The sequence below is a fragment of the Roseomonas marmotae genome (assembly GCF_017654485.1).
Classification (GTDB): domain Bacteria; phylum Pseudomonadota; class Alphaproteobacteria; order Acetobacterales; family Acetobacteraceae; genus Pseudoroseomonas; species Pseudoroseomonas marmotae.
The window spans coordinates 149,979-173,542 of the sequence record NZ_CP061095.1 but is presented as its reverse complement, the minus strand read 5'-3'; the positions used below and the strand labels follow the sequence as shown (position 1 = coordinate 173,542).

Genomic DNA, 23,564 nt, shown 5'->3' with positions numbered 1-23,564 from the left:
CCGGCCGCAGCAGATCCATCAGGACAACGATGCCCCTCCCCAGCTTCCTCAAGAACCGCGCCACGATCCCGGTTGCCGCCATCGGCCTCACGGGCGTGCTGCTGGTGCTGCATGCCTGGCACCTGCCGCCCTTCACCTCCACGGTGCAGGTCACGGACAATGCCTATGTGCGCGGGCTCGTCACTACCATCAGCCCGCAGGTGACCGGCTACATCACCGAGATTCCGGTCCAGGACTACATGGACGTGAAGGCCGGCACGCTGCTGGTGCAGATCGACGACCGCATCTACCGCCAGCGGCTGGAGCAGGCGCGGGCCTCCCTGGCCACGGCGCAGAGCAACCTGGCCAATCTGGATCTCACGCGGGAGACGCGGGAGGCGAGCATCGAGGTCGCCAAGGCACAGCTGCGCGGTGCCGAGGCCGTGCTGGCCAAGGCCCAGGCGGATTACCAGCGCATCGCGCCGCTGGTCGCTTCCAATATCCAGTCCCGCGCCACGCTGGTCAGTATCGAGGCGGCGCTGCACCAGGCCCAGGCGGGTCTGGCCCAGGCCCATGCCGCCGTCACGGTGGCCGAGCAGAACCTGGCTGAGACCCTCGCCACCCGCCCGGCGCTGGAGGCCGCCGTGCACAATGCCGAGGCCACGGTGAAGCTGGCGGAGATCGACCTGCAGAATACCAGCATCCGCGCGCCGGAGGATGGGAGGCTGGGCGAGGTGGGCGCGCGTCTCGGCCAGTATGTGCAGGCAGGCACGCAGCTCACCACCATCGTCCCGCCGCATCGCTGGGTGGTGGCGAACTACAAGGAAACACAGGTCGCGGGCATGCGCCCGGGCCAGCCTGTGCATTTCAGCGTCGATGCCCTGGGCGGCGTCGAGCTGACGGGGCGGATCGAGCGCTTCTCCCCCGCCACGGGTTCGGAGTTCAGCATCATCCGCGCTGACAATGCGACAGGCAACTTCACCAAGGTGGCGCAGCGGCTGCCGGTGCGTATCACGGTGGATGAGGGCCAGCCCCTGGCGGAACGGCTGCGTCCAGGGCTGTCGGTGGTGGTGCGGGTCGACACGGCGGATCAGCCGGTCAGGTGAGCGCGGCCTCGAGCGGCAGCCGGGCGGAGGCGCGGCGGATCAGCTGGCCGCGCAGCAGCACCCGCTCATCCGGCATTCTGGCGCCGCCAATGCGCGCCAGCAGCAGGTCCAGCCCGCGGGAGACCATGGCTTCCAACGGCTGGGCATAGCTGGTCAGGCGATAGGGCGGCCGCCCGGCGGCGGCGATGCCATCGGCGCCGACCACGGAAATATCCCCGGGCACCGAGAGCCCGGCCTCCCGCAGCGCGTCCATGGCCCCCATGGCCAGGATGTCGCTGACGCCGAAGAGGGCATCCGGCCGCTCCGCCCGCGGCAGGGCGGCGACGGCCTGGCCGGCGGCATAGCCGGCGGCGTGGTCCCCACCACCCGGCAGCACGGCTGGCGCCGGCAGCCCCGCCGCGGTCACGCGGCGGATGAAGCCGTCGGCACGCTCGATATTGGTGGAGGTGCCGGGATTGCCGGCGATCACCGCCATGCGGCGGTGGCCGGCAGCCAGCAACAGATCGGCCAGGGTTTCCCCCGCCGCGAGGTTGTCACAGGAGACAGCGCTGGCATGTTCCCGCGCCACGCGGTTGATCATCACGACCGGCACGCCATTGGCGGCACAGACGGAAGCGGCGCGTGAGGATAGCTCGGCCGAGGTGATCAGGCAGCCATCGACCCGGTATTGCAGCAGCGCCGCGGCGGTCGCGTCGTCGATGGGGCCGGAGCCGACATGCAGCAGCAGCAGCCGGTAGCCACGCGCCGCCGCCTGTACCACGGCCTGCTGCATCAGCTCGGTATAGAAGGGATTCTCGATCGGCCCCAGCACCAGGCCGATTAACCCGCTGCGGCCGCTGACCAGCGTGCGTGCCAGGGCATTTGGGGTATAGCCGGCCTCCGCCGCCAGTGCGGCGATCCTGGCACGGACCTGGGGCGAGATTCGCGGGTCGTCCCGCAGCGCCCTGGAAACAGTGGAGGCTGCCACGCCGGCACGGCGGGCCAGGCTGGCCACGGTCGCCCTGGCCGGATGCTGCGGGTCCTCCATGACTGCGCCGGTAGCAGAGCGCCGGGGCTCATGCAATCGCTGGCCCAAGCCTGCTCAAGGAGAGTTTCCGTGAACCCCCCTTTACGGCGCACCGGATTATGCTATCGATTGCATAAGGCTTGGCAAAGGCCAGGCAAAGCAGATTCGGGAGGAAGGCGCCATGCGGCCAGCGGCCAGCGGTCCCTGCAGGGTGTCGGCATGAAGCACGGCACCATCACACAGAAAATCCTGGCCGCGCATGCGGTGGAAGGGCCGGAGGCGATCTACCCCGGCGCCATCGCCACCATCCGGCCGGATGTCGTCCTGTTGAACGATGTCTCCGGCCCGCTGGCCTTCGAGCAGTTCGATGCCATGGGCGCCGCCCGCCCCTTCGACCCGCAGCGCATCGTGCTGGTGGCCGATCACTTCGCGCCGGCGCCCGACGTGACCGCGGCGGGCGCCATCGCCATGACGCGCGACTTCGCCCGCAAGCATGGCATTCCGCATTACTACGAGCCCGGCCGCGGCGGCATCGAGCATACGCTGCTGGCGGAACTCGGCATGGTCGGCCACGGCACCATCGTCTTTGGCGCCGACAGCCACACCTGCACCGCCGGCGCCTTCAACGCGCTGGGCATCGGCTTCGGTTCCACCGACCTCGCGGGCGCGCTGGCCCTGGGCCGGCTCTGGATGCGGATTCCCGATAGCATCCGGGTCGAATTGACCGGCAGGCCCGGCCCCTTCGTCACGGGCAAGGACGTGATCCTGGAGCTGATCCGCCGCATCGGCTCGGATGGCGCGGCGGATGCCTCGCTGGAATTCGGCGGGCCGGGCGTGGCCGCGCTGGGCATCGACGAACGCATGGCCGTCGCCAACATGGCGGTCGAGGGCGGCGCAGATATGTGCGTCTTCGAAGGTGACGCGCTGTCCACCGCCGATATGGTGAAGCGCGGCGTGCCGGCCGCCCCGGCGGTGATGCCGGATGCCGATGCTGAATACCGCCAGAGGATCGAGATCGACCTCTCGAGCCTGACGCCGATGGTGGCCAAGCCGCCCTCCCCGGCCTCGGGCGTGCCGGTAGAGGCGCTGCGCGGCCAGAAGGTCGATCAGGTTTACGTCGGCAACTGCTCCAACGGCACCATGACGGACCTGCGTCAGGTGGCCGAGATCCTGCGCGGGCGTCAGGTCGCCCAGGGCGTGCGCATGGTGGTGGTGCCGGCGACGCAGAAGATCTGGCGTCAGGCCCTGGCCGAGGGCCTGCTGGACATCATCGCCGAGGCCGGTGCCGCCATCTCCACTCCCACCTGCGGCGCCTGCTTCGGTGGCCATATGGGCATCCTGGCGGCGGGCGAGACGGCTATCGCCACCACCAACCGCAACTACCGCGGCCGCATGGGGCACCCGGACTCCCAGGTCTTCCTGTCCAATGCCTGGGTCGCCGCCGCCGCCGCCGTGACCGGGGAGATCGTCCCGCCGGACGAGGTCGCCCGCATGCTGGAGAAGGCCGCATGAGCTTGGTCTTTCAGGGCCGCGTCCACCGTTTCGGGGACGAGGTGAACACCGATGTCATCCTGCCCGGCCGCTACCTGTCCCTCCGCAAGCCGGAGGAACTGGGCCGCCACTGCATGGAGGGCCTCGACCCCGGCTTCATCAAGCGGGTCCGCCCCGGCGACATCCTGGCCGTCGGCCGGAACTTCGGTTGCGGCTCCTCGCGTGAGCATGCGGTGATCGCGCTGAAGGCAGCGGGCGTCTCGGCCATCGTCGCGGTCAGCGCCGCGCGCATCTTCTTCCGCAATGCCGTCAATCTCGGCCTGCCCGTCATCCTCTGCCCCGACGCCGCCCAGGCGCTGCGCGAGGGCGAGGAGGCCGGAGTCGACCTCGACCGCATGGCCGTGACGCAGGGCGGCGAGAGCTGGCAGGCCGCGCCGCTGGGCGACGAGGTGCGCGCCATCCTCGCCGCCGGCGGACTGGTATCGCGCGTGCGCCAAGCCCTGGCCGCCGCCTGAACAACCAATTTCTCTAGAGGAGACACGATCCATGGCCGATCCCAGCCTGAAGGCCGCCATCGCGGCGAAGAAGTTCATCGTCGCCCCCGGCATCTTCGACATGATTTCCGCGCGCATGGCCGACCGTATGGGCTTCAACGCGCTCTATGCCACGGGCTACGGCACCGTCGCCTCCTATCTGGGCGTGCCGGATGCCGGCATCGCCACCTATACGGACATGGTCGCGCGCATGGGCCGCTTCGCCCAGGGCTGCAAGACGCCGGTGATCTGCGATGCCGATACCGGCTATGGCGGGCTGCTGAACGTGCGCCACACCGTCATGGGCTATGAGGCGGCGGGCGTCACCGCCATCCAGCTCGAGGACCAGGAAGTGCCGAAGAAGTGCGGCCATACCCCGGGCCGCCGCGTCATCCCCGCCGAGGAGATGGCGCTGAAGATCGAGGTGGCCGCCGAGGCGCGCAAGAGCGATGACTTCCTGATCATCGCCCGCACCGATGCCCGTACCAGCCTGGGCCTGGACGAGGCGATCCGCCGCGGCAAGCTCTACCAGAAGGCCGGCGCCGACATCGTCTTCATCGAGAGCCCGGAATCCGAGGACGAGATGAAGCGCATCGGCCAGGAGATCGACGCGCCGCTGCTGGCCAATAACGTCGATGGCGGCGGCCGCACGCCGATCCTCTCCGCCGAGAAGCTGGCCTCCTTCGGCTTCAACATCGCCATCTATCCGGCCATCGGCTTCCTGACGGTCGCGGCGGCGCTGGAGCGTTCCTACGCGCATCTGCTGAAGGAAGGCGACACCAACAGCCTCGACAAGGGCGTCATCTACGACTTCGCCAAGATGAACGAGCTGATGGGCTTCCCGGAGGTCTGGGACTTCGACAAGCGCTGGGCCCGCGACGAGCCCAAGCAGGCCGCCGAGTAATCCATCATGCTGTCGATGAGCTTCTCCACCACCCCGCGGATCGTGCTGCGCGACGGTGCCCTGGATGACCTGCCCGCGATGTTCGCGGAATTCGGTGTCCGGCATGTCGCGCTGGTCACCGATGCGGGGCTGGTCCGTGCCGGCCTCGTGGCGCCCGTGGAGGCGCGCCTGCGTGCCGCCGGCATCGCCGTCACCGTCTATGACGAGGTGCAGGCGGACCCGCCGGAGCGGATCGTGCTGGCCGCGGTGGAGAAGCTCGGCGCGGCCGGCGTCGATGGCGTCTTCGCCATCGGCGGCGGCAGCGCCATGGATACCGCGAAGCTGGTAGCCTACCTGCTTCGCTCCCCCTGCGAGCTGGCGACGATCTATGGCGTCGACCTCGCGCAGGGGCCGCGCCTGCCGCTGATCCTGGCGCCGACGACCGCCGGCACGGGGTCCGAGGTGACGCCGATCTCCATCGTCACCACGCCGACCGAGGAAAAGAAGGGCGTCGTCTCCCGCCGCCTGCTGCCGGACGTGGCGCTGCTGGACCCGAACCTGACGCTGGGCCTGCCGCCGGCCGTCACGGCGGCGACCGGCATCGACGCCATGGTGCATGCCATCGAGGCCTTCACCAGCAGGCGCCTGAAGAATCCGCTCTCCGACGTGCTGGCCAAGCAGGCGCTCGCGCTGCTCTCGGCCAACCTTCCGGTGGTGCTGAAGGATGGGCAGGACAAGGCGGCGCGCGGCGCGATGCTGCTGGGCTCCTGCCTTGCGGGCATGGCCTTCGCCAATGCGCCGGTCGCGGCCGTGCATGCCCTCGCCTATCCGCTGGGCGGCCGCTACCACGTGCCGCACGGGCTCTCCAACGCGCTGATGCTGCTGCCGGTGCTGCGCTTCAACCTCAGCGCCGCCGCGCCGCTCTATGCCGAGCTGGCCCCCTCCGTGGGTGCCGAGGGCCATTCGGCCGAGGCCTTCCTCGCCGCCGTCGAGCGGCTGGTGGCGGGCTGCGAGATGCCGAAGCGCCTGCATGAGCTGCAGGTGACGCGCGACAGCCTGCCCCAGCTGGCGGCCGATGCCATGCAGCAGCAACGCCTGCTGATCAACAATCCCGTGGAACTGACAGAGGCGGATGCGCTTCGCCTTTACGAAGAGGCCTTCTGACTCTTCCCTGACTATAGCGAGGAAATTCCAGTGACAACGATAACGAAGATCACCCGCCGGGCTTTCGGCGGGCTCGCGGCCGGGCTGCTCGCGACTCCCGCCCTGGCCCAGTCGCCGGCCGCGTCCTGGCCCGACCGCCCCGTGAAGATGGTCGTGCCCTTTGGCGCCGGCGGCGCCGTGGACACGCTGGCCCGCCTCTTCGCGCAGCGCTTCTCCGAATTCGCCAACGGCCAGACGCTGGTGGTGGAGAACCGCTCGGGTGCGGGCGGCATGGTGGCGGGTTCCTATACGAACACCCAGCCGGCTGATGGCTACACGCTGATGATGGCCGATATCGGCGCCAATGTCGTCGGCAAGGAGCTGAATCCTAAGCTCTCCTACGAGCCGCTGACCGGCTTCACGCCGATCATGCAGGGCGCCGTCCTGCATGCCGTGATGATCGCGCATCCCTCCGTGAAGGAGAAGACGCTGGCCGAGATCATCGCCGCGGCGCGCGCGAAGCCCGAGGGCTTCGTCTATTCCTCCGCCGGTGTCGGCAATATCAGCCACCTCGCCATGGCGCTGATGGAGCAGCAGACCAAGACGACCATGGTCCACGTGCCCTACCGCAGCGGTTCCGAGGCGGTGACGGCGGTGATGCGCGGCGACGCGCAGTTCTCCTTCCCCAGCCTCGCCTCCGCCTTCCCGATGATCAAGGGCGGCCAGGTGCGTCCCGTGGCCATGGGCGGCGACACGACCGACCAGCTTCCCGGCGTGCCCTCGGCGCGCGACGCCATTCCGGGCTTCGAGGCGGCGGTGTGGTACGGTGTCGTCGCCCCGCCCGCCATGAACCCCGCGCTGGCGGACCGCATCAACGAGGTCTTCAACAAGGTCGCGGCGGTGCCGGAAGTGCGGAAGGCCGTGGAGGAAGTCCAGGCCGGCCGCGTCATCGGCGGCACGCGCGCCGAATTCAGCACCTTCCTGCAGTCCGAATATGACCGCTGGTCCAAGGTGATCCGTGCGGGCGGCATCCGCACGGAATAAGCCCTCAGCCCCGCCGCACGCTCCAGAAGGCGGCGAAGCCCGTCGGGATGTCCTGGATGTCCCGGCGGAAGGCCGTCGGCTGCAGCAGCTGGCCGAGGGGAACATAGGGCAGGTCCTCGAAGGCCTGCCGCTGCATCCCGGCGGCGATGGCCACCTGCTCGGCCTCGCTGCCGGCCGCCAGCCAGCTTTCGCGCATCGCTTCCAGCGCCGGGCTGTCTGGCCAGCCGCGCCCGGCCGCGCGGCCATTGGCGCGCAGCGAGGCATTCACCGCCGGGTTCAACTGGTCCAGACCGGACCAGAAGGTGTGGTAGACGCTCCATCCCCCCTGCTCCACCGGCTCCGTCTTGCCGATCCGCTGGATGGCCGAGCCCCAGTCCATGGCCTGGTAATCGACCTTGATGCCGATGCGCGAGAGAAGGTCGGCGCCCACATCGGCCAGGGCCTTGAGGTTGGGGAAGTCGGTCGGCGCCAGCACCACCGCCGGCTCCCCTGCATAGCCGGAGGCTTCCACCGCCCGGCGCGCGGCCTCGATATCCCGTGGGCCGGTCAGGGCCGCCATGCCGGCGTCGCTGGCCATGGGCGTGCCGGGGCAGAAGAAACCGACGCCGTCGCGCCAGCCGCCCGGAGCATTGCCGGCCACCGCCGACATGAAATCCGACTGCGTCAACGCCGGCAGCACGGCCCGGCGCAGCGCCGGGTTGTTGAAGGGTGGCTGCAGGTGGTTCATCCGCATGGTGCCGATGAAGCCTGTGGGGTCCGGCAAGGTAACCTTCACCTCGCCGCCCCGGCGCAGCATGGGCAGCAGGTCGAAGCCTGGCGCCTCCCACCAATCCACCTCGCCGGCCCGCAGCGCTGAGGCGGCGGTGGAAGGGTCGGGCAGCACGAGCCACTCCACCCGATCGAAATGCGCCACCTTGCCGCCGGCGGTGAAGCTGGACACGCCCCCGCGCGGCACATAGCCGGGGTTGCGGTCATAGACCACGCGCGCCCCGGCCAGCCTCTCGGCCGCATTGTAGCGGAAGGGGCCGGAGCCGATCATCTCCGCCACGGGTTTGAAAGGATCGGTCTGCGCCAGCCGCTCCGGCATCATCACGCAGACCGGCGAGCCCGGCTTGCCGAGGGCGTAGGACAGCAGCGGGAAGGGATGCTTCAGGCGGAAGACGATGCTGCGGTCATCGGGGGCGGAAAGCTCCTCCGTCGCCGCCATCAGGGTCTGCCCCAGCCCATCCCGCACCGCCCAGCGGCGGATGCTGGCCACGCAGTCCCGTGCCAGGACAGGGGTGCCGTCATGCCAGCGCAGGTCAGGGCGCAGCATCAGGGTCCAGCGCCGCCCATCCTCCTCCACCCGCTGCCCTTCGACCATCTGTGGCTGGATGCGGAACTGCGCGTCCATGCCGTAGAGGGTGTCGAAGACCATCATGGCGTGGTTGCGCGTGACATAGGCGGCGGTCAGCACGGGATCGAGGATCGACAGGTCCGACTGTGGCACGAAGCGCAGGGTATTGGCCTTCTGCGCCCGGGCAAGGCGTGGCGCCGCCAGGAGAGCGGGGGCGGCGAGCAGCAGGCGGCGTGAAACGGGCATGAGGGCCTCCGTCGGATCGGCCGCACCCATAGGCCGGTTTCGCGGAGCGGAAAACCTTGGCCGATACCCTTTGGGGAGCGCATCATAGATGCCATGAGTGAGACGCTGAACCTCTTGACTGATATCCCTGGCCTGCGTGTCGGCCATGCCACCGACCTCTCGTTGGGCTCCGGCGTCACCGCCGTGATCTTCGACCAGCCCGCCGTGGCGTCTGTGCAGATCGGCGGCGGCGCTCCCGGCACGCGCGACACCGACCTGCTGCGCACCGAGATGACGGTGGAGCGGGTGGATGCCATCGTGCTCTCCGGCGGCTCCACCTTCGGGCTGGACGCAGCGGGCGGAGTGCAGGCCGCGCTGCGGGAGGACGGGCGCGGCATCGCCTTCGCCGGCATCAATATCCCCCTGGCGCCCCAGGCCATCCTCTTCGACCTGCTGAATGGCGGCGACAAGGACTGGGGCCGCTTCAGCCCGTACCGGGACCTCGGCTACCAGGCCGCGCGCGCCGCCGCGGCGGGCGGCTTCGCGCTCGGCTCGGTCGGCGCCGGCACCGGGGCCACCACGGCCACCGTGAAAGGCGGCCTGGGCTCGGCCAGCACCGTGACGCCGCTGGGCCACCGCGTCGCGGCCATCGTGGCGGTGAACGCAGTGGGCTCGCCCCTGGTGGGGGATGGACCCTGGTTCTGGGCAGCGCCTTTCGAGGAGGGTGCCGAATTCGGCGGCCAGGGCCTGCCGCCGCGCTTCCTGCCGGAGCACCGCAGCCCCCGGCTGAAGGGCAGCCCGGGCACGGCCACCACCATCGGGCTGGTGGTCACGGATGCGGCCCTGACCAAACCCCAGGCACGCCGCCTGGCGCTGATGGCCGATGACGGGCTGGCACGCGCCATCCTGCCCGCCCATGCGCCGAATGACGGCGACACAGTCTTCGCCGCCGCCACCGGCCAGCATCCGCTGGAGCATCCCGTTCACGCCCTCACCCTGCTGGGCCATGCTGCGACGCAGGTCATGGCCCGCGCCGTGGCCCGCGCGGTCTTCGAGGCCACCGCGCTGCCCTGGCCCGGCGCGCAGCCGGCGTGGCGCGACCGCTTCGGGCAGGCCCCGCGCGGGGGAGCGGCGGCATGATGCGGCTGGACCAGGATCTCGCCGCCCGGCTGGCGCGAATCGCCCTCGGGCATGTGACGCGCGAATACCCCAACAAGCTGGACCATGTGCTCGCCGGGCCGGAGGATGTGCGGGGGCCGCGCGCGCTGCATCCGATCTTCTACGGCAGCTTCGACTGGCATTCCTGCGTACATGGCTACTGGATGCTGGCGCGGCTGTTGCGGCGCTTCCCCACCATGGCGCCGGCGGAAGAGATCCGCGCGCTTTTCACCGCGCAGTTCACGCCGGAGAATGTGGAGGGCGAATGCGCCTATCTGCGCCGCCCGGCAGCCCGTGGCTTCGAGCGCCCCTATGGCTGGGCCTGGCTGCTGAAGCTGGCAGAGGAACTCTCGCGCCACGAGGACGACCGGCATGCCCGCCTCCTGGCGCCGCTGGCCGGGATGATGGCCGATCGCTTCAAGGCCTTCCTGCCCCGCGCCACCTATCCCCTCCGTGTCGGCACGCATTTCAACACGGGCTTCGCGCTGACGCTCGCCGCCGACTACGCGGAGGCCATGGAAGACGCCGGGCTGCTGGCCATGGCGCGGGACGCTGCGTGGCGCTGGCACGCGGGGGATGCGGATTGCCAGGCCTGGGAGCCGGGCGGGGACGAGTTCCTCTCCCCCACATTGATGGAGGCGGAATGCATGCGCCGCCTGCTGCCCGCAGGGGAGTTCCTGCCCTGGTTCATACGCTTCCTGCCGCGCCTGGAGCAGCGGCAACCGGCGACCTTGTTCACACCCGCGACCGTCAGCGACCGCAGCGACGGCAAGATCGTGCACCTGGACGGCCTGAACCTCAGCCGCGCCTGGTGCTGGCGCAGCCTGGCCGCCGCGCTGCCGGAGGGCCACCCCCGCCGCGCGCTGGCGCTGGAGGCGGCCGATACGCATCTGGCAGCCGGCCTGCCGCATGTCGCCGGCGACTACATGGGCGAGCACTGGCTGGCCAGCTTCGCCGTGCTGGCGCTGGAAGCCTAGGTAGGGAACCCATACAACTTATTGGCGCTGCTGGTGTTTTATCTCCTGAACGGGTTTGAACGGCTCAGGAGGCTGAGATGGCGCGGTTGTTCTGGCTGTCGGATGAGGCTTGGGCTGCCATTGAGCCACACCTGCCGCGCGGCAGGCCAGGCAAGCCCCGCGTGGATGACCGGCGGGTGATCAGCGGCATCCTGCACGTGCTCAAGACCGGCTGCCGCTGGCGCGATGTGCCTGCGGCCTACGGTCCGCCGACCACCATCTACAATCGCTTCAACAGGTGGTCCGGACGTGGTCTGTGGCAGCGCCTGTTCGCGAAGATGGCCGCCTCCGGCGAGATACCTCAGGAACTCAGCTTGGACAGCTCCCACGTGAAGGCGCACCGCTCGGCCGCGGGTGGAAAAGGGGGGAGTGGACGCAGGCGGTTGGCCGCTCGCGCGGCGGCCGCACCTCGAAAATCCATTGTCTGGCCGATGATCGCGGCCGACCGGTCGCTTTCGCGCTGACGCCGGGCAACACCGCCGACATCAGCATGGCGCTGCCACTGCTCGGGGCCGTGGCCGCACCGAAGTGCCTCATCGCAGACAAGGCTTATGACGCCGAAAGCCTGCGGCGCTGGCTCAAGGAGCGCCGCATCAAGGCCGTCATCCCTTCCACCGCGACCCGCACCAGGCCCTACCCACTCGACCGCCAGGCCTATCGGCGCCGCAACCAGATCGAGCGCCTGTTCTGCCGCCTCAAGAACTGGCGGCGCGTCGCCACCCGCTACGACCGCCTGGCCCAGAACTACCTGGCCTCACTCGCGCTGATCGCCGCCGTCACAGAGTGGATCTGAATGAGTCCCCTACCTAGGCCGGAGCCATGTCCCGCACCCGGGCGGGATGGGTGAAGACCTCGAACCCGTCCTGCCGGGCGATGCCGATGACGGTGATGCCCGCGGCTTCCGCCACCTCCAGTGCCAGCATGGTGGGGGCCGAGATGCCGGCCAGCACCGTGGCGCCCATCATCGCGGCCTTCTGCACCAGTTCCACCGAGATGCGGCTGGTCACCATCACCATCCCGCTTTCGGCGACCATCCGCCGGGTAGCCAGGGCACCGGCCAGCTTGTCCAGCGCATTGTGGCGGCCGATATCCTCGCGCAGCGCCACCAGCCCCAGCCGGGGATGCCAGAAGCCGGCGGCATGGACGGCGCGGGTCTGTGCATGCAGCGCCTGGGCCGAGGACAGGGCCGCCAGCGCCACCTCGATCCTGTCCGGTGAAAGAGTGATGCCCTTCCCCACGCGAGGCACCACCCGCCGTGCCTGAGAGAGTGTTTCAAGCCCGCACATGCCGCAGCCCACCGGCCCCGCCATGCGCCGCCGCCGCGCCGCCAGCGCCTCAGACCGGCCGGGATGCAGCCAGAATCGCAGATCGATGCCCGTGGGCAGAGATACGACCTCCAGGGCTTCGATGTCCTCGGGGCTGCTCAGGATCCCTTCCGTCAGGCTGAATCCGATGGCGAAGTCCCGCAGGTCGTCCGGGGTTGCCATCATCACCGCATGGGCGGCGCCATCATAGGTGAAGGCGACGGGCACCTCCTCCGGCAGGGCGCGGTCGCCCTCCTGCCACCCGCCACGGCGCCAGACCCGGCGCGGGGCGTGACGCACGCCGCTGGTCATGCCGCCCTCCCCTCCGGCTGGATGTGGACAGGAACCGATTTCGCCGCCGGCACCTTGCTGCGCTCCGCATGGTGCCAGAGCGGGATCAGCCGGTTGCATTCGGGATAATAGGCGGCGATGCAGCCGTCCGGCAGGTCATAGGCCACCACGCGGAGCCCGCTGACCTGCCGCTCCTTCCCATCCCCCGCGGCGCTGGCGAGGGTGACCGCCTGACCTTCCTCCAGGCCGAGGCGCACCATGTCGTTGCGGCTGACGAAGACCACGTCACGCGTTCCGCTGACGCCGCGGAAGCGATCCTCATAGCCGTAGACAGTGGTGTTGAACTGGTCGTTGGAGCGGAGCGTGATCAGTTGCAGCACGCCCTCCCGGTCCAGCGGCACATCGGGGTCGGCGCGCAGCCCGGCGGGGCTGATGAAATTGGCCTTGCCGGTGCTGGTCTTCCATACCCGCTCCCGTGCCGCGCGGGGGCGCGGAAAGCCGCCGGGCTGGCGCAGCCGCGCGTTGAAATCCACGAAGATATCGGGATAGGTCTCGGCCGCCGCGTCGCGGATGCGGCTGTAATCCGCAACCCACTCGTCCCAGGGCACGCGTGCATTCATGGGCAGCGTGGCCTTGGCCAACCCGGCGATGATGGCGGGCTCGGAGCGCAGATGCGGCCCCGCCGGCTCGGCAATGCCGCGCGAGGGATGGATCTGCCCGTTGGAATCCTCGATCGAGACGCCCTGCGCGCCGGTGCTCTGCCGGTCGATCTCGATCCGCCCGAGGCAGGGGAGCAAGTAGGTCACCTCGCCGGGGATCAGATGGCTGCGGTTCAGCTTGGTGGCGATCTGCACCGAAAGCCTGAGGCGGGGCCAGGCATCTTCCATTGCCTGTGTCTCCGGCACCGCACGAATAAAATTGCCGCCGAGGGCCAGGAAGGCGCGCACGCTCCCGTCGATGATGGCCTGGCATGCCTCCACCGTGTTCAGGCCGGTGCTGCGGGGCGGCTGGAAATTGTATTGCTCGGCCAGCCTGTCCAGCGGCACCAGTTCCGGCTTCTCGGTGATGCCGATGGTGCGCTGGCCCTGCACGTTGGAATGGCCGCGCACCGGGCAGATGCCGGCCCCGGGCTTGCCGATATTGCCGCGCAGCAGCAGAAGATTCGCCAGCATCTGCACGTTCTCGACGCCGCGCCGGTGCTGCGTCAGGCCCATGCCGTAGATGCCGATCACCGCCTTGGACTGGGCGTAGCAGCGCGCCGCGGCTTCCATCGCCTTTCGCGTCAGCCCGGATTCCTGCTCGATCTCCGCCCATTCGGTATCGCGTGCCGCGCGGGCGAAATCCTCGAAGCCCGAGGTGTGCTGGGCGATGAAGTCGTGGTCCAGCACGCCGCCGCCCTTGGCATCGTCCGCCTCGATCAGCGCCTTGCACATGCCCATGATGGCGGCGATGTCGCCCCCCGCCTTCACCTGATGATACTGCGTGGAGATGCGGGTTTCCGAACCCGTCAGCATCTCCAGCGGCGCCTGAGGATTCAGGAACCGCTCCAGGCCGCGCTCATGCAGCGGGTTGAAGGTGATGATGGGCACGCCGCGCTTCGATGCCTCCTGCAAGGGGTGCAGCATGCGCGGGCTGTTCGAGCCCGGATTTTGCCCGAAGAAGAAGATGCAGTCGCTATGGTGGAAATCATCCAACGATACGGTGCCAACCGCCACGCCGATGCTCTCCGGCAACGCGACCGACGTGCTCTCGTGGCACATGTTGGAGGAGTCGGGCAGGTTGTTGGTGCCATGCAGCCGCGCGAAAAGCCCCCACATGTAGGAAGCTTCGAGCGAAGCGCGGCCGGAGACGTAGAAGACCGCCTGGTCCGGCTCAAGCCTGCGAAGTTCGGCCCCGATCTCCTGGAAGGCATCGTCCCAGCTGACGGGCCGGTACTTGTCCGTCTCGGGGTCCCAGCGCATCGGCTGGGTGAGACGCCCATGCGCCTCCAGGTCGTGGTCGCGCCAGCCGCGCAGCTCCGCCAGACTGTGGGCCGCGAAGAAATCCGCTGTCGTACGCTTGGACGTGATCTCCCAGGCTGTCGCCTTGGCGCCGTTTTCACAGTATTCGAAGGTGTGCGGCACCGCAGGCTTCTCCCAGGCGCAGCTCACGCAACCGAAGCCGTCCGGCTTGTTCTGCTTCATCAGGATGGCGTTGCCGCCCACCAGCCTGCCCTCCCGGTGCAGGATACCCTCCACCGATTTCAGCGACCCCCAGCCGCCCGCCGGGCCTTCATAGGGTTCAATCCGGGTTCCGTCGCTCATGGCTCAGCCCTCTCCTGTCCCGGCGGGACCACGGAGAAAGAACCCTCGACTGCGGCGATTGTTGCCTGTCGCGGTTCAGCCGGCGCCGCATGATATACTCATTAAAAACGTGTGAACATAAATTTCACTTGCAATATCGGATAACGAGGCGCAGGTAGGCTTGGCTACTCGTTATCACGGGCTCCAGGCCCCGCGGGGATTTGAGTTATGCAGCTTGCACCGCGTCACCAAACGCTAAAGCGCCGTCCCGCCTGCCGGACCCTGGCGCAGCCCGCTCGGATCAGGGCGCGAATGTGCTGTCGGCGCTGAAAGCGCCGTCCAGCCCTCCCTGACCTTAGCCAGAACTCCGTCGCCCGGCCGCCTTGTGCGCCGGTAAGGGATCTTCCGACCATGATCGCCTCCCGTCCTATCGACGTCGCGGGCCGCTTCGTCGGCGTTGCCGTTTCACATCCTACCGGCTGGCGCTTCCGCGCCGTGGACCCGGTGGTGGATGACCTGGATGGCGCCACCTTCCCCAGCCCGGACGAGGCCGCGCGCGTGGCCCGGCTGGTCGCTGCCCGCCACCAGGACTCGGCCAGCTCCGCCGCCCACGCGGCCTGAACCCGGCAGGAACGAAGGCAAAAGGGGCGCCGGTGGTTTCCACCGGCGCCCCTTTCCGATTCGCCCGGACAGATTTAGGCCTTATGGATCGGGTCGATCCAGGGCACGTTCTCCGGCTTCTCCGCCGGCTCGATATCCAGGTTCACCACCACCGCCTCGTTGTCGCTGCGCACCAGCACGCATTCCAGCGTCTCGTCGCTGGAGGCATTGATCTCCTGATGCGGCACGTAGGGCGGCACGTAGATGAAGTCGCCCGGTCCGGCCTCGGCGACGAATTCCAGGTTCTCGCCCCAGCGCATGCGGGCGCGCCCCTTCACCACATAGATTACGCTCTCCAGCGGTCCGTGATGATGGGCCCCGGTCTTGGCATTGGCGTGGATGTGTACCGTGCCGGCCCAGATCTTCTGCGCGCCCACCCGTGCCAGGTTGATGGCGGCGGCGCGGTGCATTCCCGGTGTCTGGGCGGTGTTCTCGTCCAGGCTGCCGCCGGGGATCACCCGGACGCCCGTATGCTTCCAGCCGTCCGGCGGCCCCTGCAACGAGGAATGGTCGTGGCCGTCATGCGGCATGTCTGGAGATCCTTCTCTCTGGCACCCCCTGGGTGGGGGCAGCGCGATCTTAAATCACGATTGAATTCTGGTCTATTTTAAAGGCCCGAATATCATTCGTGCTTATTAGCTCGTCATGGTGGCCCGGATGTCTCCCTGCCGTGCCAGCACCGCCATGCCGACTTCCTGGTCCACCCGGTGGAAGCCGATATCGATCCGTGCCTCTCCCAGCCGCAGGTCCCGCAGCACCACGGAATCCAGAAGGGAAGGCAGCGACGGCCGCTGGAAGCCGACGCAGCCGATCTTCGGAGAAAAGTTCATCCCGAGGCAGGAGGAGAGCAGCGAGAGCGGGGCCACCGCTGCCCAGGCCTGTGGGGCGCAGGCCACGGGGTATGGCGTCGGGCCGGCACCTTTGCGGCGGGGAAAGCCACAGAAGAGTTCCGGCAGGCGGCGCAGCTCCAGGTGCTCGGCAGCGCCGAACATTCCTTCCAGCACCCGCGCGGCCTCGGCCCGGTAGCCATAGTTGGAGAAGCCCTCCGCGATCAGGGCGTTGTCGTGCGGCCAGACGGAGCCGTTATGGTAGCTCATGGGGTTGTAGCGGACCTCGCCCGCCGCCAGCGTGCGGATGCCCCAGCCGGAGAAGCTGGCGGGGTCCATCAGGGTACGCACCAGCCGCGCCGCACGCTCCGGCCTGGCGATGCCGGCGAAGAGCGCATGGCCGGCATTGGAGCTGCGGACGCGGCAGGGCCGCTTGGCGCCATCCAGCGCCAGGACATAGGTGCCCAGCGCCTCGTCCCAGAAGGCGGCGTCGAAATCCTCCCGCAGCCGGGCGGCGCGAGCCTCCAGCCCCTCGGCGCGCGCCGGCAGGTCCAGCACGCGGGCGATCCGCGCGGCGGCACGCCATGCCGCGAAGACATAGGCCTGCATCTCAACTAAGGCGATCGGCCCCTCGGCCAGGCTGCCGTCGGCGTGGAAGATGCTGTCGCCGCTGTCCTTCCAGCCCTGGTTGATCAGCCCCTGCGGCGTGCGGCGCTGGTATTCGACGAAGCCGTCGCCGTCCCGGTCGCCATAGCGGTCGATCCAGCCCAGCGCGGCCTCGACATTGGGCCAAATGTCCCGCAGCGTCGCGGTATCTCCGCTACGGTCCAGATAGGCGGCGGCCAGCATGACGAAGAGCGGCGTGGAGTCGACGCTGCCGTAGTACCGCCCATAGGGCACCTCCCGCAGCCGCGCCATTTCGCCGGCCCGCATCTCGTGCAGGATCTTGCCGGGCTCGGCATCATTGGCCGGATCCTCGGCTTCCGCCTGGGTGGAGGCCAGGAAATGCAGCACGCCGCGTGCGATGGCCGGGTCGAACCACAGCACCTGCCAGGCGGTAATCAGCCCGTCGCGGCCGAAAGCGGTGCTGAACCAGGGGATGCCGGCATAGGGATAGGGGCCGCCGGGCTTCTCAGTCAGCAGCATGCCCAGGTCATCGGCGGCTCGGCGCAGCACCTCGTTGAAGATGTCGTGCGAGGTTTCGACCTTCGCGGCGCGGGCCGTGGCCCGCCGCTGCGCGCGGCGGGAGGCGCGCAGCGCCGCATGGAAAGCGTGGTTGGGCGCCAGCGGCGGCTCCTCCGGCGGCCTGGCCTCCCCGGCGGGTGCCTCGGACATGCTGACGGAGAGGAAGAGTACCTCCCGCCCACCCGGCGGCAGCGTCAGCGTATAGCAGGCCTCTGCTGGGCCGATGCTCGCGGGTTGTGGGCAGAAGCCCAGGAGGGCGCTGCGGGTGATCTCGTCGAGCCCGGTATAGCGCAGCACCACCTCTGACCGGCCGATCCCGGCCTCATGCATCCTGCCCCGCCTGGGGCGCGTGCGGCCACGCACCTCGAAGAGATCGGCGAAATCCGCACCGAAGGCGAAGTCCACCCGCGCAGAGAGGGTCTGGTCGCCGAAGTTGCGGATGGCGATGCGTTCATGGCAGGCGCCATTCCAGACGAACTTGCTGCGGCGGAGATGCAGCTGACCGCGGGCCGTCCCGTCCTCGGCAGTACCGGGCACGGCGGCATTGGTCAGGTCGCAGGTCAGGCTGGTATCCTCGACATTCAGGTCCGAGCCCAGCAGCACCGGCGACTGCCCGTTCACCAGCAGGCGCAGGCGGGAGAGATAGCGGGTATCGAGGTGGTAAAGCCCTTCCGGGCTGCCGGGCAGGCCATCCAGGTCGCCGGAGCGGTCGAAGAGGCCGAAGCTGTCCCCATGTTTCAGCGTGCGCGGCCGCCGCTCCTGCAGCGAGGCCTGGGCGGCAGGGGCGGATTCGGTCTGTGGTCTGGGCCGTGGCTGCACAATGTTTTCTCCGGGCTGTGCAGCATGTCGAGCGATCGGAGCGGATGTCCAGCCCCGCCGCCCTCTCGGCGGTGGTCCGTTTCGAAGTCGGTTCAGTGTGATCCGGGCAGGCGGGGGCGCCAGGCAAGCAGGCGCAGCGCGTTCAGCGTCACCAGCACCGTGGCGCCGGTGTCCGCCATGATGGCGGGCCAGAGGCCCGTCACGCCGAGCAGGGTGGTGACCAGCAGCACCAGTTTCAGCCCCACGGCGATGGCGACGTTCTGCCTGATATTGGCGAGCGTGGCGCGGGAGAGCGCCACCAGCTCCGCCACGCCGGAGAGCTGGCCGCGCAGCAGGGCCGCGTCAGCGGTCTCCAGTGCCACATCGGTGCCGCCGCCCATGGCGATGCCGACCGATGCGGCGGCCAGTGCGGGCGCGTCGTTGATGCCGTCGCCCACCATGGCGACCGCGCCTCCCTGCTTCAGCCGGCCGATGTGGCGCAGCTTGTCCGCCGGCAGCAGCCCGGCCTCGACCTCCATCCCCAGTGCCCCGCCGATGGCGGCGCCGGTGCGCGGATTGTCGCCGGTCAGCATCACCGGGCGCAGCCCCAGGCCGCGCAGGGCGGCGATGCCGGCGGCGGCATCCTCGCGCGGCTCGTCCCGCAGGGCGATCAGGGCCAGCGCCACGCCATCGGCCACCACGGCCACCACCGTCTTGCCCTCGGCTTCCAGCGCCGCGACCCGCGCCTCGTCCAGGCTGGCGCCGGACTCGGCGGCGTGGTGGGGGCTGCCGACCGAGACGGCCCGCCCCTCCACCACCGCATGGGCGGCGCGGCCCGCCAGGGCGCCGGCGCCGGCAGCCGGGGGCGGCGTGATGCCACGCGCCTCTGCCTCCGCCAGGATGGCCTTCGCCAGGGGATGGCCTGAGCTCTGCTCCACCGCCGCCGCCAGCCGGAGTGCCTCCTCGGCCGGGGTGGCGCCCAGGGGCAGCAGGTCGGTCACGCGCGGGCGGCCCTCGGTCAGCGTGCCGGTCTTGTCGAAGGCGATGGTCCTGGCGCCACCGATCGCCTCCAGCGCCGCACCGCCCTTCACCAGCAGCCCGCGCCGCGCGCCGGCGGAAAGGCCGGAGGCCATGGCCGCCGGCACCGAGATGACCAGCGCGCAGGGACAGGCCACCAGCAGCAGCGCCAGGCCTCGATAGAACCAGGTGCCCCACTCAGCCCCGAAAGCCAGCGGCGGTATCAGCATGGTCGATGCCGCCGCCACCATGGCGGCAGGCGTCCACCAGGCGCTGAAGCGCTCGATGAAGCGCTGGGTGGGGGCGCGGGAGGCCGTGGCTTCCTCCACCAGCCGCTGGATGCGAGCCAGGGTATTGGCGCCGGCCCCGCGCGTGACGCGCAAGCGCAGCGCGCCGTCGGTGCTGATGGAGCCCGCCATGACCGCATCCCCCGTGCCGCGCGCCACGGGCATGCTTTCCCCGGTCACGGGGCTTTCATCCATGGCGGAGCGGCCTTCCAGGATCTCGCCGTCGCAAGGCAGGCGGTCGCCAGGGCGGACGCGCACGATGTCGCCGGGGCGCAGGGCGCTGGCGGGTACCTCCTCGGTCCCGCCGGAAGGCGTTTCCCGCCGCGCGCTGCGGGGCAGCAGCTCCACCAGGGCTCGGATGCCGGCGCGGGCGCGACCTGCCGCCACATTCTCCAGCACCTCACCGAGCGCGAAGAGGAAGACCACCAGCGCCGCCTCCTCCACCGCGCCGATGAGGATGGCGCCCAGCGCGGCCACGGACATCAGCGTCTCGATGGAAAAGGGGCTGCCGGCGCGGGCCAGCAACAGGGCCCGGCGGCCGAAGGGAAAGAGGCCCGCCAGCGTCGCCGCCAGCCAGAACCACCCCGCCAGCGACGGCATCAGATGCGCCAGCGCCCAGGCCAGCGCCACCAGCCCGCCGATCAGGAAGACCAGCCGCGCCTTGCCGGTGCGCCACCAGGGCATGCCGGCGGCCAGTTCCTCATCCTCGGCGCCATGGGCATGAACGATGCCTCCATGTGAATGCAGCCGGGGCGCATCCGGTCCATGGCGGTGATGGCCGTGATCGTGATTGTGCCGATGGTCATGATCATGGCCACAGCAGCCGGCGCCATGCCCATGCTCATCCGCGTGATCGTGGTCGCGGGGGACTGGGGAGACGGGGGTCGGGCGATAGCCCAGCGCCGCCACGCGCCGTTCGATGGCCTCGGCCGTGGCACCGCCTTCTTCGCGGCGCAGGCTCAGCCGCTCCCCCATCAGGTTGACGCGGATGTCGGAGATGCCAGGCAGGCGGCCGATCGCCTTCTCCACCTTGGCGACGCAGGCGGCACAATCCATCCCCTCCACCCGCCAAGCCAGCATCTTCGCCTCTGTCTCCCGCGCCATCCTCGGCCTCCGATCCTGCTGCTGGCCCTGGTTATGGGACCTCCAGCGGCTGGAGGTTCAAGAGGCGGTATATCAAAGAGTTGAGTGTTCCAAATTCTGCGGCCCCGTCGCCTGATATCGGGCGGCCGGGATCTTGTGACAAAGCCTTGTTCCTCATTTGTTCGCAGTGATAAGCTCCGGCCTGCCAGAAGCACTTTTCGTTTCTGATTAGAATCATTCTTCCCGCGAGTAACGCTCCTGTGTACTGTGACGGAAACGAAAAGCGGCATCAGCAGTGCTGGGGGTGGGGGATGCTCAAGGCCGAGGGGAGCCGTCGCTGGAACTGGCCGCGTCTGCCGGAGCGGATGCCGCCAGCTAACGAAGACGCGATGCCGCCATACGTGGACGAGGAGCGCTGGTATATCGGCGAGATGCGCGCGGGCCGCCTGATGCGGCTGCATCCATACGGCATGTCGGCGCACCACGTCACGGTGGACGACCGCAAGCTCATTTTTCCGAGCAAGGAAGCGTATCTCGACTGGCTCATGGCCGAGGGGTGCCAAAAGCCAGCGGAGCGGGGGCTGCTGTCTTGGCTGGATCAGTTGTGGGCGCGCGTCACCCAGCGGGTCTGATCACCCCCCCCGCATCCGCGCCGGCTCACGGAAAATCCCGCGCCGCGGCTGCAATCGCGCTCTCAGCCGCCGCGCCCAGCATGACCAGGGACTCAGCCCGCCGTCGCCGCTGGAGGCCCTTGAGCACCTTGCCGCCGGCCTTGTTCCAGAGCTGGAGGGCTTGTGGCCGCGCCCTGTCGGTCCCCCGCCTTGAGCTTGCGTAGCGCGGTTGAGCCGGCGAAGGCGCCGGTGCCGATGTGATGGGCGAGGCTCAAGCACGCGGCGTGGGCGTCCTCATCCACGGCGGCCGGCAGCAGTTCCCGCACCCGCATGTTGAACTGCGCCAGGATGGTCTCGAACAGGGCGTCGGCCCGCGCCTGGTGATGGGCGGATCGGTCATCTTCACCACCCGCCCATCCTCCCAGCGCGTGTTGCCCCAGCCGATGGTCGCGATGCCCGTGCCGTCCAGACACGGACCAATCAGCCTGGACGGCAGCCGCCTGGCGCAACTCTCATAGTGGTACAGGAGCGTGATGGCCGCCGGCGGGATGTGAGGCCCGACCGGCAGCGGAGTATTCGCCGGGGCGGGGATCACCTCCCCTGCCTCATATGACGACGCCACCTGCGCGGGATGGTGGCCGCCAGGCACGGACGCCACTGCCGGAGCGTGGGCGGTGCCAGCGGCCGGTTCGTCATCTCAGCAGAACGGGAAAAACCGCTGAATCTAAAGCTTTCGCTCAAACGCCCAGAGAATAAGGCAAATCGCGCTCTCTCATTCCTGAGACACGATAAGCATGAGTTATCGTTCTCTGAAAAGCGCACGACGCGACGCTTGAAACTCTCTACCCCCGGGAAACGCAGCGTCGACGTTGGTCGTTGCCTGTGTCAAATATGTGCCGAGGCCGGAAAGGTTTTGGATGAAGATGATCCAACGCGCACGAAGGTGGATAAGGCGTGCAGCCTACATGCCTCGCATCGTCGAGGAATTCAGTGAGCGCCTTACCCTCATTGAGGCGGCGATGCAGAAGCTGGAGCCACTCGCCTCCCCGCAGGTAAAGCCGGCGCCTTCGCCGCAGGTTGATCCCCTCTCCGTCTACACCGGCTTCACGGAAGCCGACCTCGAGGTATTCGCGCCATTCGCCGATATCCGGCGAGAGCCGCGCCCGGGATGCATTACCAACTTTCTGGGCGTGCAGATGCCGACCCGGTATGTGCGGGGCAGCGAGGGACTGGCCGGGCGAGTGCTCGGCTTGCCTGTTCCTACCGACGGCTGGCACTCTGAGGCGGTCGAGTGGATCGGCGCGCTCAAGGCCGTGCTGGCGGCTCAGGGGCGCTTCGTCTCGCTCGAACTGGGTGCCGGCTGGGGGCCGTGGTCTGTTGCCGCCGGCGTCGCCGCGAGGCATCTCGGCATTGCCGAGATCCGCCTGAGGGCGGTTGAGGCCGACCCGGGGCATCACGCCTTTCTCGTCGAGCATCTGCACGACCATGGCTTCACCTCGCCGAGCGCAGAAGCGTATCTTGCCGCTGTCGGGGCCGAGGACGGCACGGCACGCTGGCCAAGGGTGCCGGATCCTGCTGGCGACTGGGGCTCGGCGCCGCAGGCCGAGAATGCGGAAACCGACCATATCGGGCGGCAGGTCCAGGATTGGATGGATGTCAGGGTCCTCGGCATCAACAGTCTTCTCGCCGCTGAACCCATCTATGATCTCGTTCATATCGATATCCAGGGCGGTGAGCTGGATGTATGCCGTGCAGGCATTGCGAGCCTGAACGAGCGCGCCCGTTTCGTCATCATTGGCACCCATGACAGCAGGCTGCATGGGGAGCTCATTCAACTCTTCTTCCAGAACGAGTGGGTGCTGGAGAACGAGAAGCCTCCCCGCTTCAGGTGGAGGCAGGGCGCAAAGTCACTGGTTGCCATGGTGGAGCATGACGGGACCTTGGTGCTCCGCAACTCCCGCCGCTAGCTGTCCGGTTGTGAAACCGCCTTGGCGCCCTCAGCAATGAGGCATGCGTGGGCGATGTCCTTTGACCCGGCACGACCTTCGGGTGTTCCTGGTCGGGCGAGCTTTCGTTGTATCCGGAGGCGCTCTTTGAGAAGCTGGCCGGGTATCCTTCCGCCGAGCATGCGCTGACGGTGGGCATCGGCGGCGTTGAAGGCGCGGAGCCACTGTTCCACTGCCTTGGGGCCAGAGGTGATGCTCAGCACCTCGCTGCCGGCCGCCTCGTCCGGCAAGCGGACCATGGCATTGCGAAGAAGTAACTTCCTGAGGGAGAAACGCATAACGGCGGCCTGCAC

Annotated in this window: 21 protein-coding genes and 1 pseudogene; 13 read left to right on the top strand and 9 right to left on the bottom strand. The window is 68.9% G+C overall.

Features of this window, described 5'->3' with window-relative positions; translation table 11 throughout:
- Positions 1-29 precede the first annotated feature (29 nt).
- Positions 30-1,085, top strand: a complete 1,056-nt coding sequence (locus tag IAI58_RS21305; protein ID WP_207450841.1) for an HlyD family secretion protein — start codon at positions 30-32, stop codon at positions 1,083-1,085.
- Here the strand turns inward: IAI58_RS21305 and IAI58_RS21300 are convergent.
- Positions 1,078-2,112: a LacI family DNA-binding transcriptional regulator gene (locus tag IAI58_RS21300; RefSeq protein ID WP_207450843.1), complete on the bottom strand. Its 1,035-nt coding sequence runs from the start codon at positions 2,110-2,112 to the stop codon at positions 1,078-1,080. The genes IAI58_RS21305 and IAI58_RS21300 overlap by 8 nt on opposite strands.
- A 198-nt stretch (positions 2,113-2,310) precedes the next feature.
- Here IAI58_RS21300 and IAI58_RS21295 point away from each other — a divergent pair, with 198 nt between their 5' ends.
- Genes IAI58_RS21295 through IAI58_RS21275 form a run of 5 tightly spaced genes read left to right on the top strand, consistent with a single transcriptional unit; the run spans position 2,311 to position 7,185 of the window.
- A complete protein-coding gene (locus IAI58_RS21295; protein ID WP_207450845.1) occupies positions 2,311-3,603 on the top strand; it encodes an aconitase/3-isopropylmalate dehydratase large subunit family protein in 1,293 nt (430 codons plus the stop codon).
- Positions 3,600-4,097, top strand: a complete 498-nt coding sequence (locus tag IAI58_RS21290) for a 3-isopropylmalate dehydratase small subunit (RefSeq protein WP_207450847.1) — start codon at positions 3,600-3,602, stop codon at positions 4,095-4,097. Before IAI58_RS21295 ends, IAI58_RS21290 begins: the two co-directional genes overlap by 4 nt.
- Before the next feature lie 31 nt (positions 4,098-4,128).
- A complete protein-coding gene (locus IAI58_RS21285) occupies positions 4,129-5,019 on the top strand; it encodes an isocitrate lyase/PEP mutase family protein (RefSeq protein ID WP_207450849.1) in 891 nt (296 codons plus the stop codon).
- 6 nt (positions 5,020-5,025) lie between these two features.
- The gene (locus IAI58_RS21280; RefSeq protein WP_207450851.1) at positions 5,026-6,162 is read left to right on the top strand and encodes an iron-containing alcohol dehydrogenase; all 1,137 of its coding nucleotides are present in this window, start codon (positions 5,026-5,028) and stop codon (positions 6,160-6,162) included.
- 30 nt (positions 6,163-6,192) lie between these two features.
- Positions 6,193-7,185, top strand: a complete 993-nt coding sequence (locus IAI58_RS21275) for a Bug family tripartite tricarboxylate transporter substrate binding protein (RefSeq protein ID WP_237182981.1) — start codon at positions 6,193-6,195, stop codon at positions 7,183-7,185.
- Between the two features lie 4 nt (positions 7,186-7,189).
- On the opposite strand, the gene IAI58_RS21270 is transcribed toward IAI58_RS21275, so the two are convergent.
- Positions 7,190-8,767, bottom strand: coding sequence for an ABC transporter substrate-binding protein (locus IAI58_RS21270; RefSeq protein ID WP_237182671.1), 1,578 nt, complete (start codon positions 8,765-8,767; stop codon positions 7,190-7,192).
- A 93-nt stretch (positions 8,768-8,860) separates the two neighbouring features.
- Here IAI58_RS21270 and IAI58_RS21265 point away from each other — a divergent pair, with 93 nt between their 5' ends.
- The 3 genes from IAI58_RS21265 (at position 8,861) to IAI58_RS21255 (ending at position 11,713) form a co-directional block, all read left to right on the top strand.
- A complete protein-coding gene (locus IAI58_RS21265; RefSeq protein ID WP_207450855.1) occupies positions 8,861-9,886 on the top strand; it encodes a P1 family peptidase in 1,026 nt (341 codons plus the stop codon).
- Positions 9,883-10,881, top strand: coding sequence for a DUF2891 domain-containing protein (locus tag IAI58_RS21260; protein ID WP_208776300.1), 999 nt, complete (start codon positions 9,883-9,885; stop codon positions 10,879-10,881). Before IAI58_RS21265 ends, IAI58_RS21260 begins: the two co-directional genes overlap by 4 nt.
- A 77-nt stretch (positions 10,882-10,958) precedes the next feature.
- Positions 10,959-11,713, top strand: a protein-coding gene (locus IAI58_RS21255; protein ID WP_208776015.1) for an IS5 family transposase whose coding sequence is annotated in 2 segments (ribosomal slippage) — positions 10,959-11,292 and positions 11,292-11,713 — 756 coding nt in all. Because the reading frame shifts where the segments join, the coding sequence is not laid out codon by codon here.
- A 13-nt stretch (positions 11,714-11,726) separates the two neighbouring features.
- Here the strand turns inward: IAI58_RS21255 and fdhD are convergent.
- Positions 11,727-12,536 carry a formate dehydrogenase accessory sulfurtransferase FdhD gene (gene fdhD / locus IAI58_RS21250; protein WP_207449585.1) on the bottom strand — a complete coding sequence of 270 codons (810 nt, stop codon included), beginning with the start codon at positions 12,534-12,536 and terminating at the stop codon, positions 11,727-11,729.
- A complete protein-coding gene (locus IAI58_RS21245; RefSeq protein ID WP_207449593.1) occupies positions 12,533-14,818 on the bottom strand; it encodes an FdhF/YdeP family oxidoreductase in 2,286 nt (761 codons plus the stop codon). Before IAI58_RS21245 ends, fdhD begins: the two co-directional genes overlap by 4 nt.
- A gap of 390 nt (positions 14,819-15,208) precedes the next feature.
- Between IAI58_RS21245 and IAI58_RS21240 the strand changes: the two genes are divergently transcribed.
- Positions 15,209-15,418, top strand: a complete 210-nt coding sequence (locus IAI58_RS21240) for a hypothetical protein (RefSeq protein ID WP_207449595.1) — start codon at positions 15,209-15,211, stop codon at positions 15,416-15,418.
- A 74-nt stretch (positions 15,419-15,492) separates the two neighbouring features.
- On the opposite strand, the gene IAI58_RS21235 is transcribed toward IAI58_RS21240, so the two are convergent.
- From IAI58_RS21235 to IAI58_RS21225, 3 genes are all read right to left on the bottom strand, one after another.
- Positions 15,493-15,987, bottom strand: a complete 495-nt coding sequence (locus tag IAI58_RS21235) for a cupin domain-containing protein (RefSeq protein WP_207449597.1) — start codon at positions 15,985-15,987, stop codon at positions 15,493-15,495.
- Positions 15,988-16,092: 105 nt separating this feature from the next.
- A complete protein-coding gene (locus IAI58_RS21230; protein ID WP_237182980.1) occupies positions 16,093-18,288 on the bottom strand; it encodes an amylo-alpha-1,6-glucosidase in 2,196 nt (731 codons plus the stop codon).
- Positions 18,289-18,380: 92 nt separating this feature from the next.
- Complete coding sequence (locus IAI58_RS21225; protein WP_237182587.1) at positions 18,381-20,675, bottom strand: heavy metal translocating P-type ATPase; 2,295 nt, start codon at positions 20,673-20,675, stop codon at positions 18,381-18,383.
- A gap of 290 nt (positions 20,676-20,965) precedes the next feature.
- Between IAI58_RS21225 and IAI58_RS21220 the strand changes: the two genes are divergently transcribed.
- The gene (locus tag IAI58_RS21220; protein WP_207449599.1) at positions 20,966-21,286 is read left to right on the top strand and encodes a hypothetical protein; all 321 of its coding nucleotides are present in this window, start codon (positions 20,966-20,968) and stop codon (positions 21,284-21,286) included.
- Between the two features lie 25 nt (positions 21,287-21,311).
- On the opposite strand, the pseudogene IAI58_RS23575 reads toward IAI58_RS21220, so the two are convergent.
- Positions 21,312-21,597: pseudogene (locus IAI58_RS23575) on the bottom strand (lysozyme).
- On the opposite strand from IAI58_RS23575, the gene IAI58_RS23625 reads away from it, so the two are divergent.
- Together IAI58_RS23625 and IAI58_RS21210 are read left to right on the top strand one after the other, a co-directional pair.
- The gene (locus tag IAI58_RS23625; RefSeq protein ID WP_207449601.1) at positions 21,526-21,783 is read left to right on the top strand and encodes a hypothetical protein; all 258 of its coding nucleotides are present in this window, start codon (positions 21,526-21,528) and stop codon (positions 21,781-21,783) included. The pseudogene IAI58_RS23575 and the gene IAI58_RS23625 overlap by 72 nt on opposite strands.
- Before the next feature lie 399 nt (positions 21,784-22,182).
- Complete coding sequence (locus IAI58_RS21210; protein ID WP_208776299.1) at positions 22,183-23,232, top strand: FkbM family methyltransferase; 1,050 nt, start codon at positions 22,183-22,185, stop codon at positions 23,230-23,232.
- Here the strand turns inward: IAI58_RS21210 and IAI58_RS21205 are convergent.
- A complete protein-coding gene (locus IAI58_RS21205; RefSeq protein WP_207449605.1) occupies positions 23,229-23,549 on the bottom strand; it encodes a hypothetical protein in 321 nt (106 codons plus the stop codon). The genes IAI58_RS21210 and IAI58_RS21205 overlap by 4 nt on opposite strands.
- Positions 23,550-23,564: the final 15 nt, after the last annotated feature.

What these genes read in the sequence shown, in the direction of transcription:
- IAI58_RS21305 (WP_207450841.1), top strand. Translation starts at nt 30, where the DNA reads ATGCCCCTCCCCAGCTTCCTCAAGAACCGCGCCACGATCCCGGTTGCC.
- IAI58_RS21300 (WP_207450843.1), bottom strand. Translation starts at nt 2,112, where the DNA reads ATGGAGGACCCGCAGCATCCGGCCAGGGCGACCGTGGCCAGCCTGGCC.
- IAI58_RS21295 (WP_207450845.1), top strand. Translation starts at nt 2,311, where the DNA reads ATGAAGCACGGCACCATCACACAGAAAATCCTGGCCGCGCATGCGGTG.
- IAI58_RS21290 (WP_207450847.1), top strand. Translation starts at nt 3,600, where the DNA reads ATGAGCTTGGTCTTTCAGGGCCGCGTCCACCGTTTCGGGGACGAGGTG.
- IAI58_RS21285 (WP_207450849.1), top strand. Translation starts at nt 4,129, where the DNA reads ATGGCCGATCCCAGCCTGAAGGCCGCCATCGCGGCGAAGAAGTTCATC.
- IAI58_RS21280 (WP_207450851.1), top strand. Translation starts at nt 5,026, where the DNA reads ATGCTGTCGATGAGCTTCTCCACCACCCCGCGGATCGTGCTGCGCGAC.
- IAI58_RS21270 (WP_237182671.1), bottom strand. Translation starts at nt 8,767, where the DNA reads ATGCCCGTTTCACGCCGCCTGCTGCTCGCCGCCCCCGCTCTCCTGGCG.
- IAI58_RS21265 (WP_207450855.1), top strand. Translation starts at nt 8,861, where the DNA reads ATGAGTGAGACGCTGAACCTCTTGACTGATATCCCTGGCCTGCGTGTC.
- IAI58_RS21260 (WP_208776300.1), top strand. Translation starts at nt 9,883, where the DNA reads ATGATGCGGCTGGACCAGGATCTCGCCGCCCGGCTGGCGCGAATCGCC.
- fdhD (WP_207449585.1), bottom strand. Translation starts at nt 12,536, where the DNA reads ATGACCAGCGGCGTGCGTCACGCCCCGCGCCGGGTCTGGCGCCGTGGC.
- IAI58_RS21245 (WP_207449593.1), bottom strand. Translation starts at nt 14,818, where the DNA reads ATGAGCGACGGAACCCGGATTGAACCCTATGAAGGCCCGGCGGGCGGC.
- IAI58_RS21240 (WP_207449595.1), top strand. Translation starts at nt 15,209, where the DNA reads ATGATCGCCTCCCGTCCTATCGACGTCGCGGGCCGCTTCGTCGGCGTT.
- IAI58_RS21235 (WP_207449597.1), bottom strand. Translation starts at nt 15,987, where the DNA reads ATGCCGCATGACGGCCACGACCATTCCTCGTTGCAGGGGCCGCCGGAC.
- IAI58_RS21225 (WP_237182587.1), bottom strand. Translation starts at nt 20,675, where the DNA reads ATGGCGCGGGAGACAGAGGCGAAGATGCTGGCTTGGCGGGTGGAGGGG.
- IAI58_RS21220 (WP_207449599.1), top strand. Translation starts at nt 20,966, where the DNA reads ATGCTCAAGGCCGAGGGGAGCCGTCGCTGGAACTGGCCGCGTCTGCCG.
- IAI58_RS23625 (WP_207449601.1), top strand. Translation starts at nt 21,526, where the DNA reads ATGGGCGAGGCTCAAGCACGCGGCGTGGGCGTCCTCATCCACGGCGGC.
- IAI58_RS21210 (WP_208776299.1), top strand. Translation starts at nt 22,183, where the DNA reads ATGAAGATGATCCAACGCGCACGAAGGTGGATAAGGCGTGCAGCCTAC.
- IAI58_RS21205 (WP_207449605.1), bottom strand. Translation starts at nt 23,549, where the DNA reads ATGCGTTTCTCCCTCAGGAAGTTACTTCTTCGCAATGCCATGGTCCGC.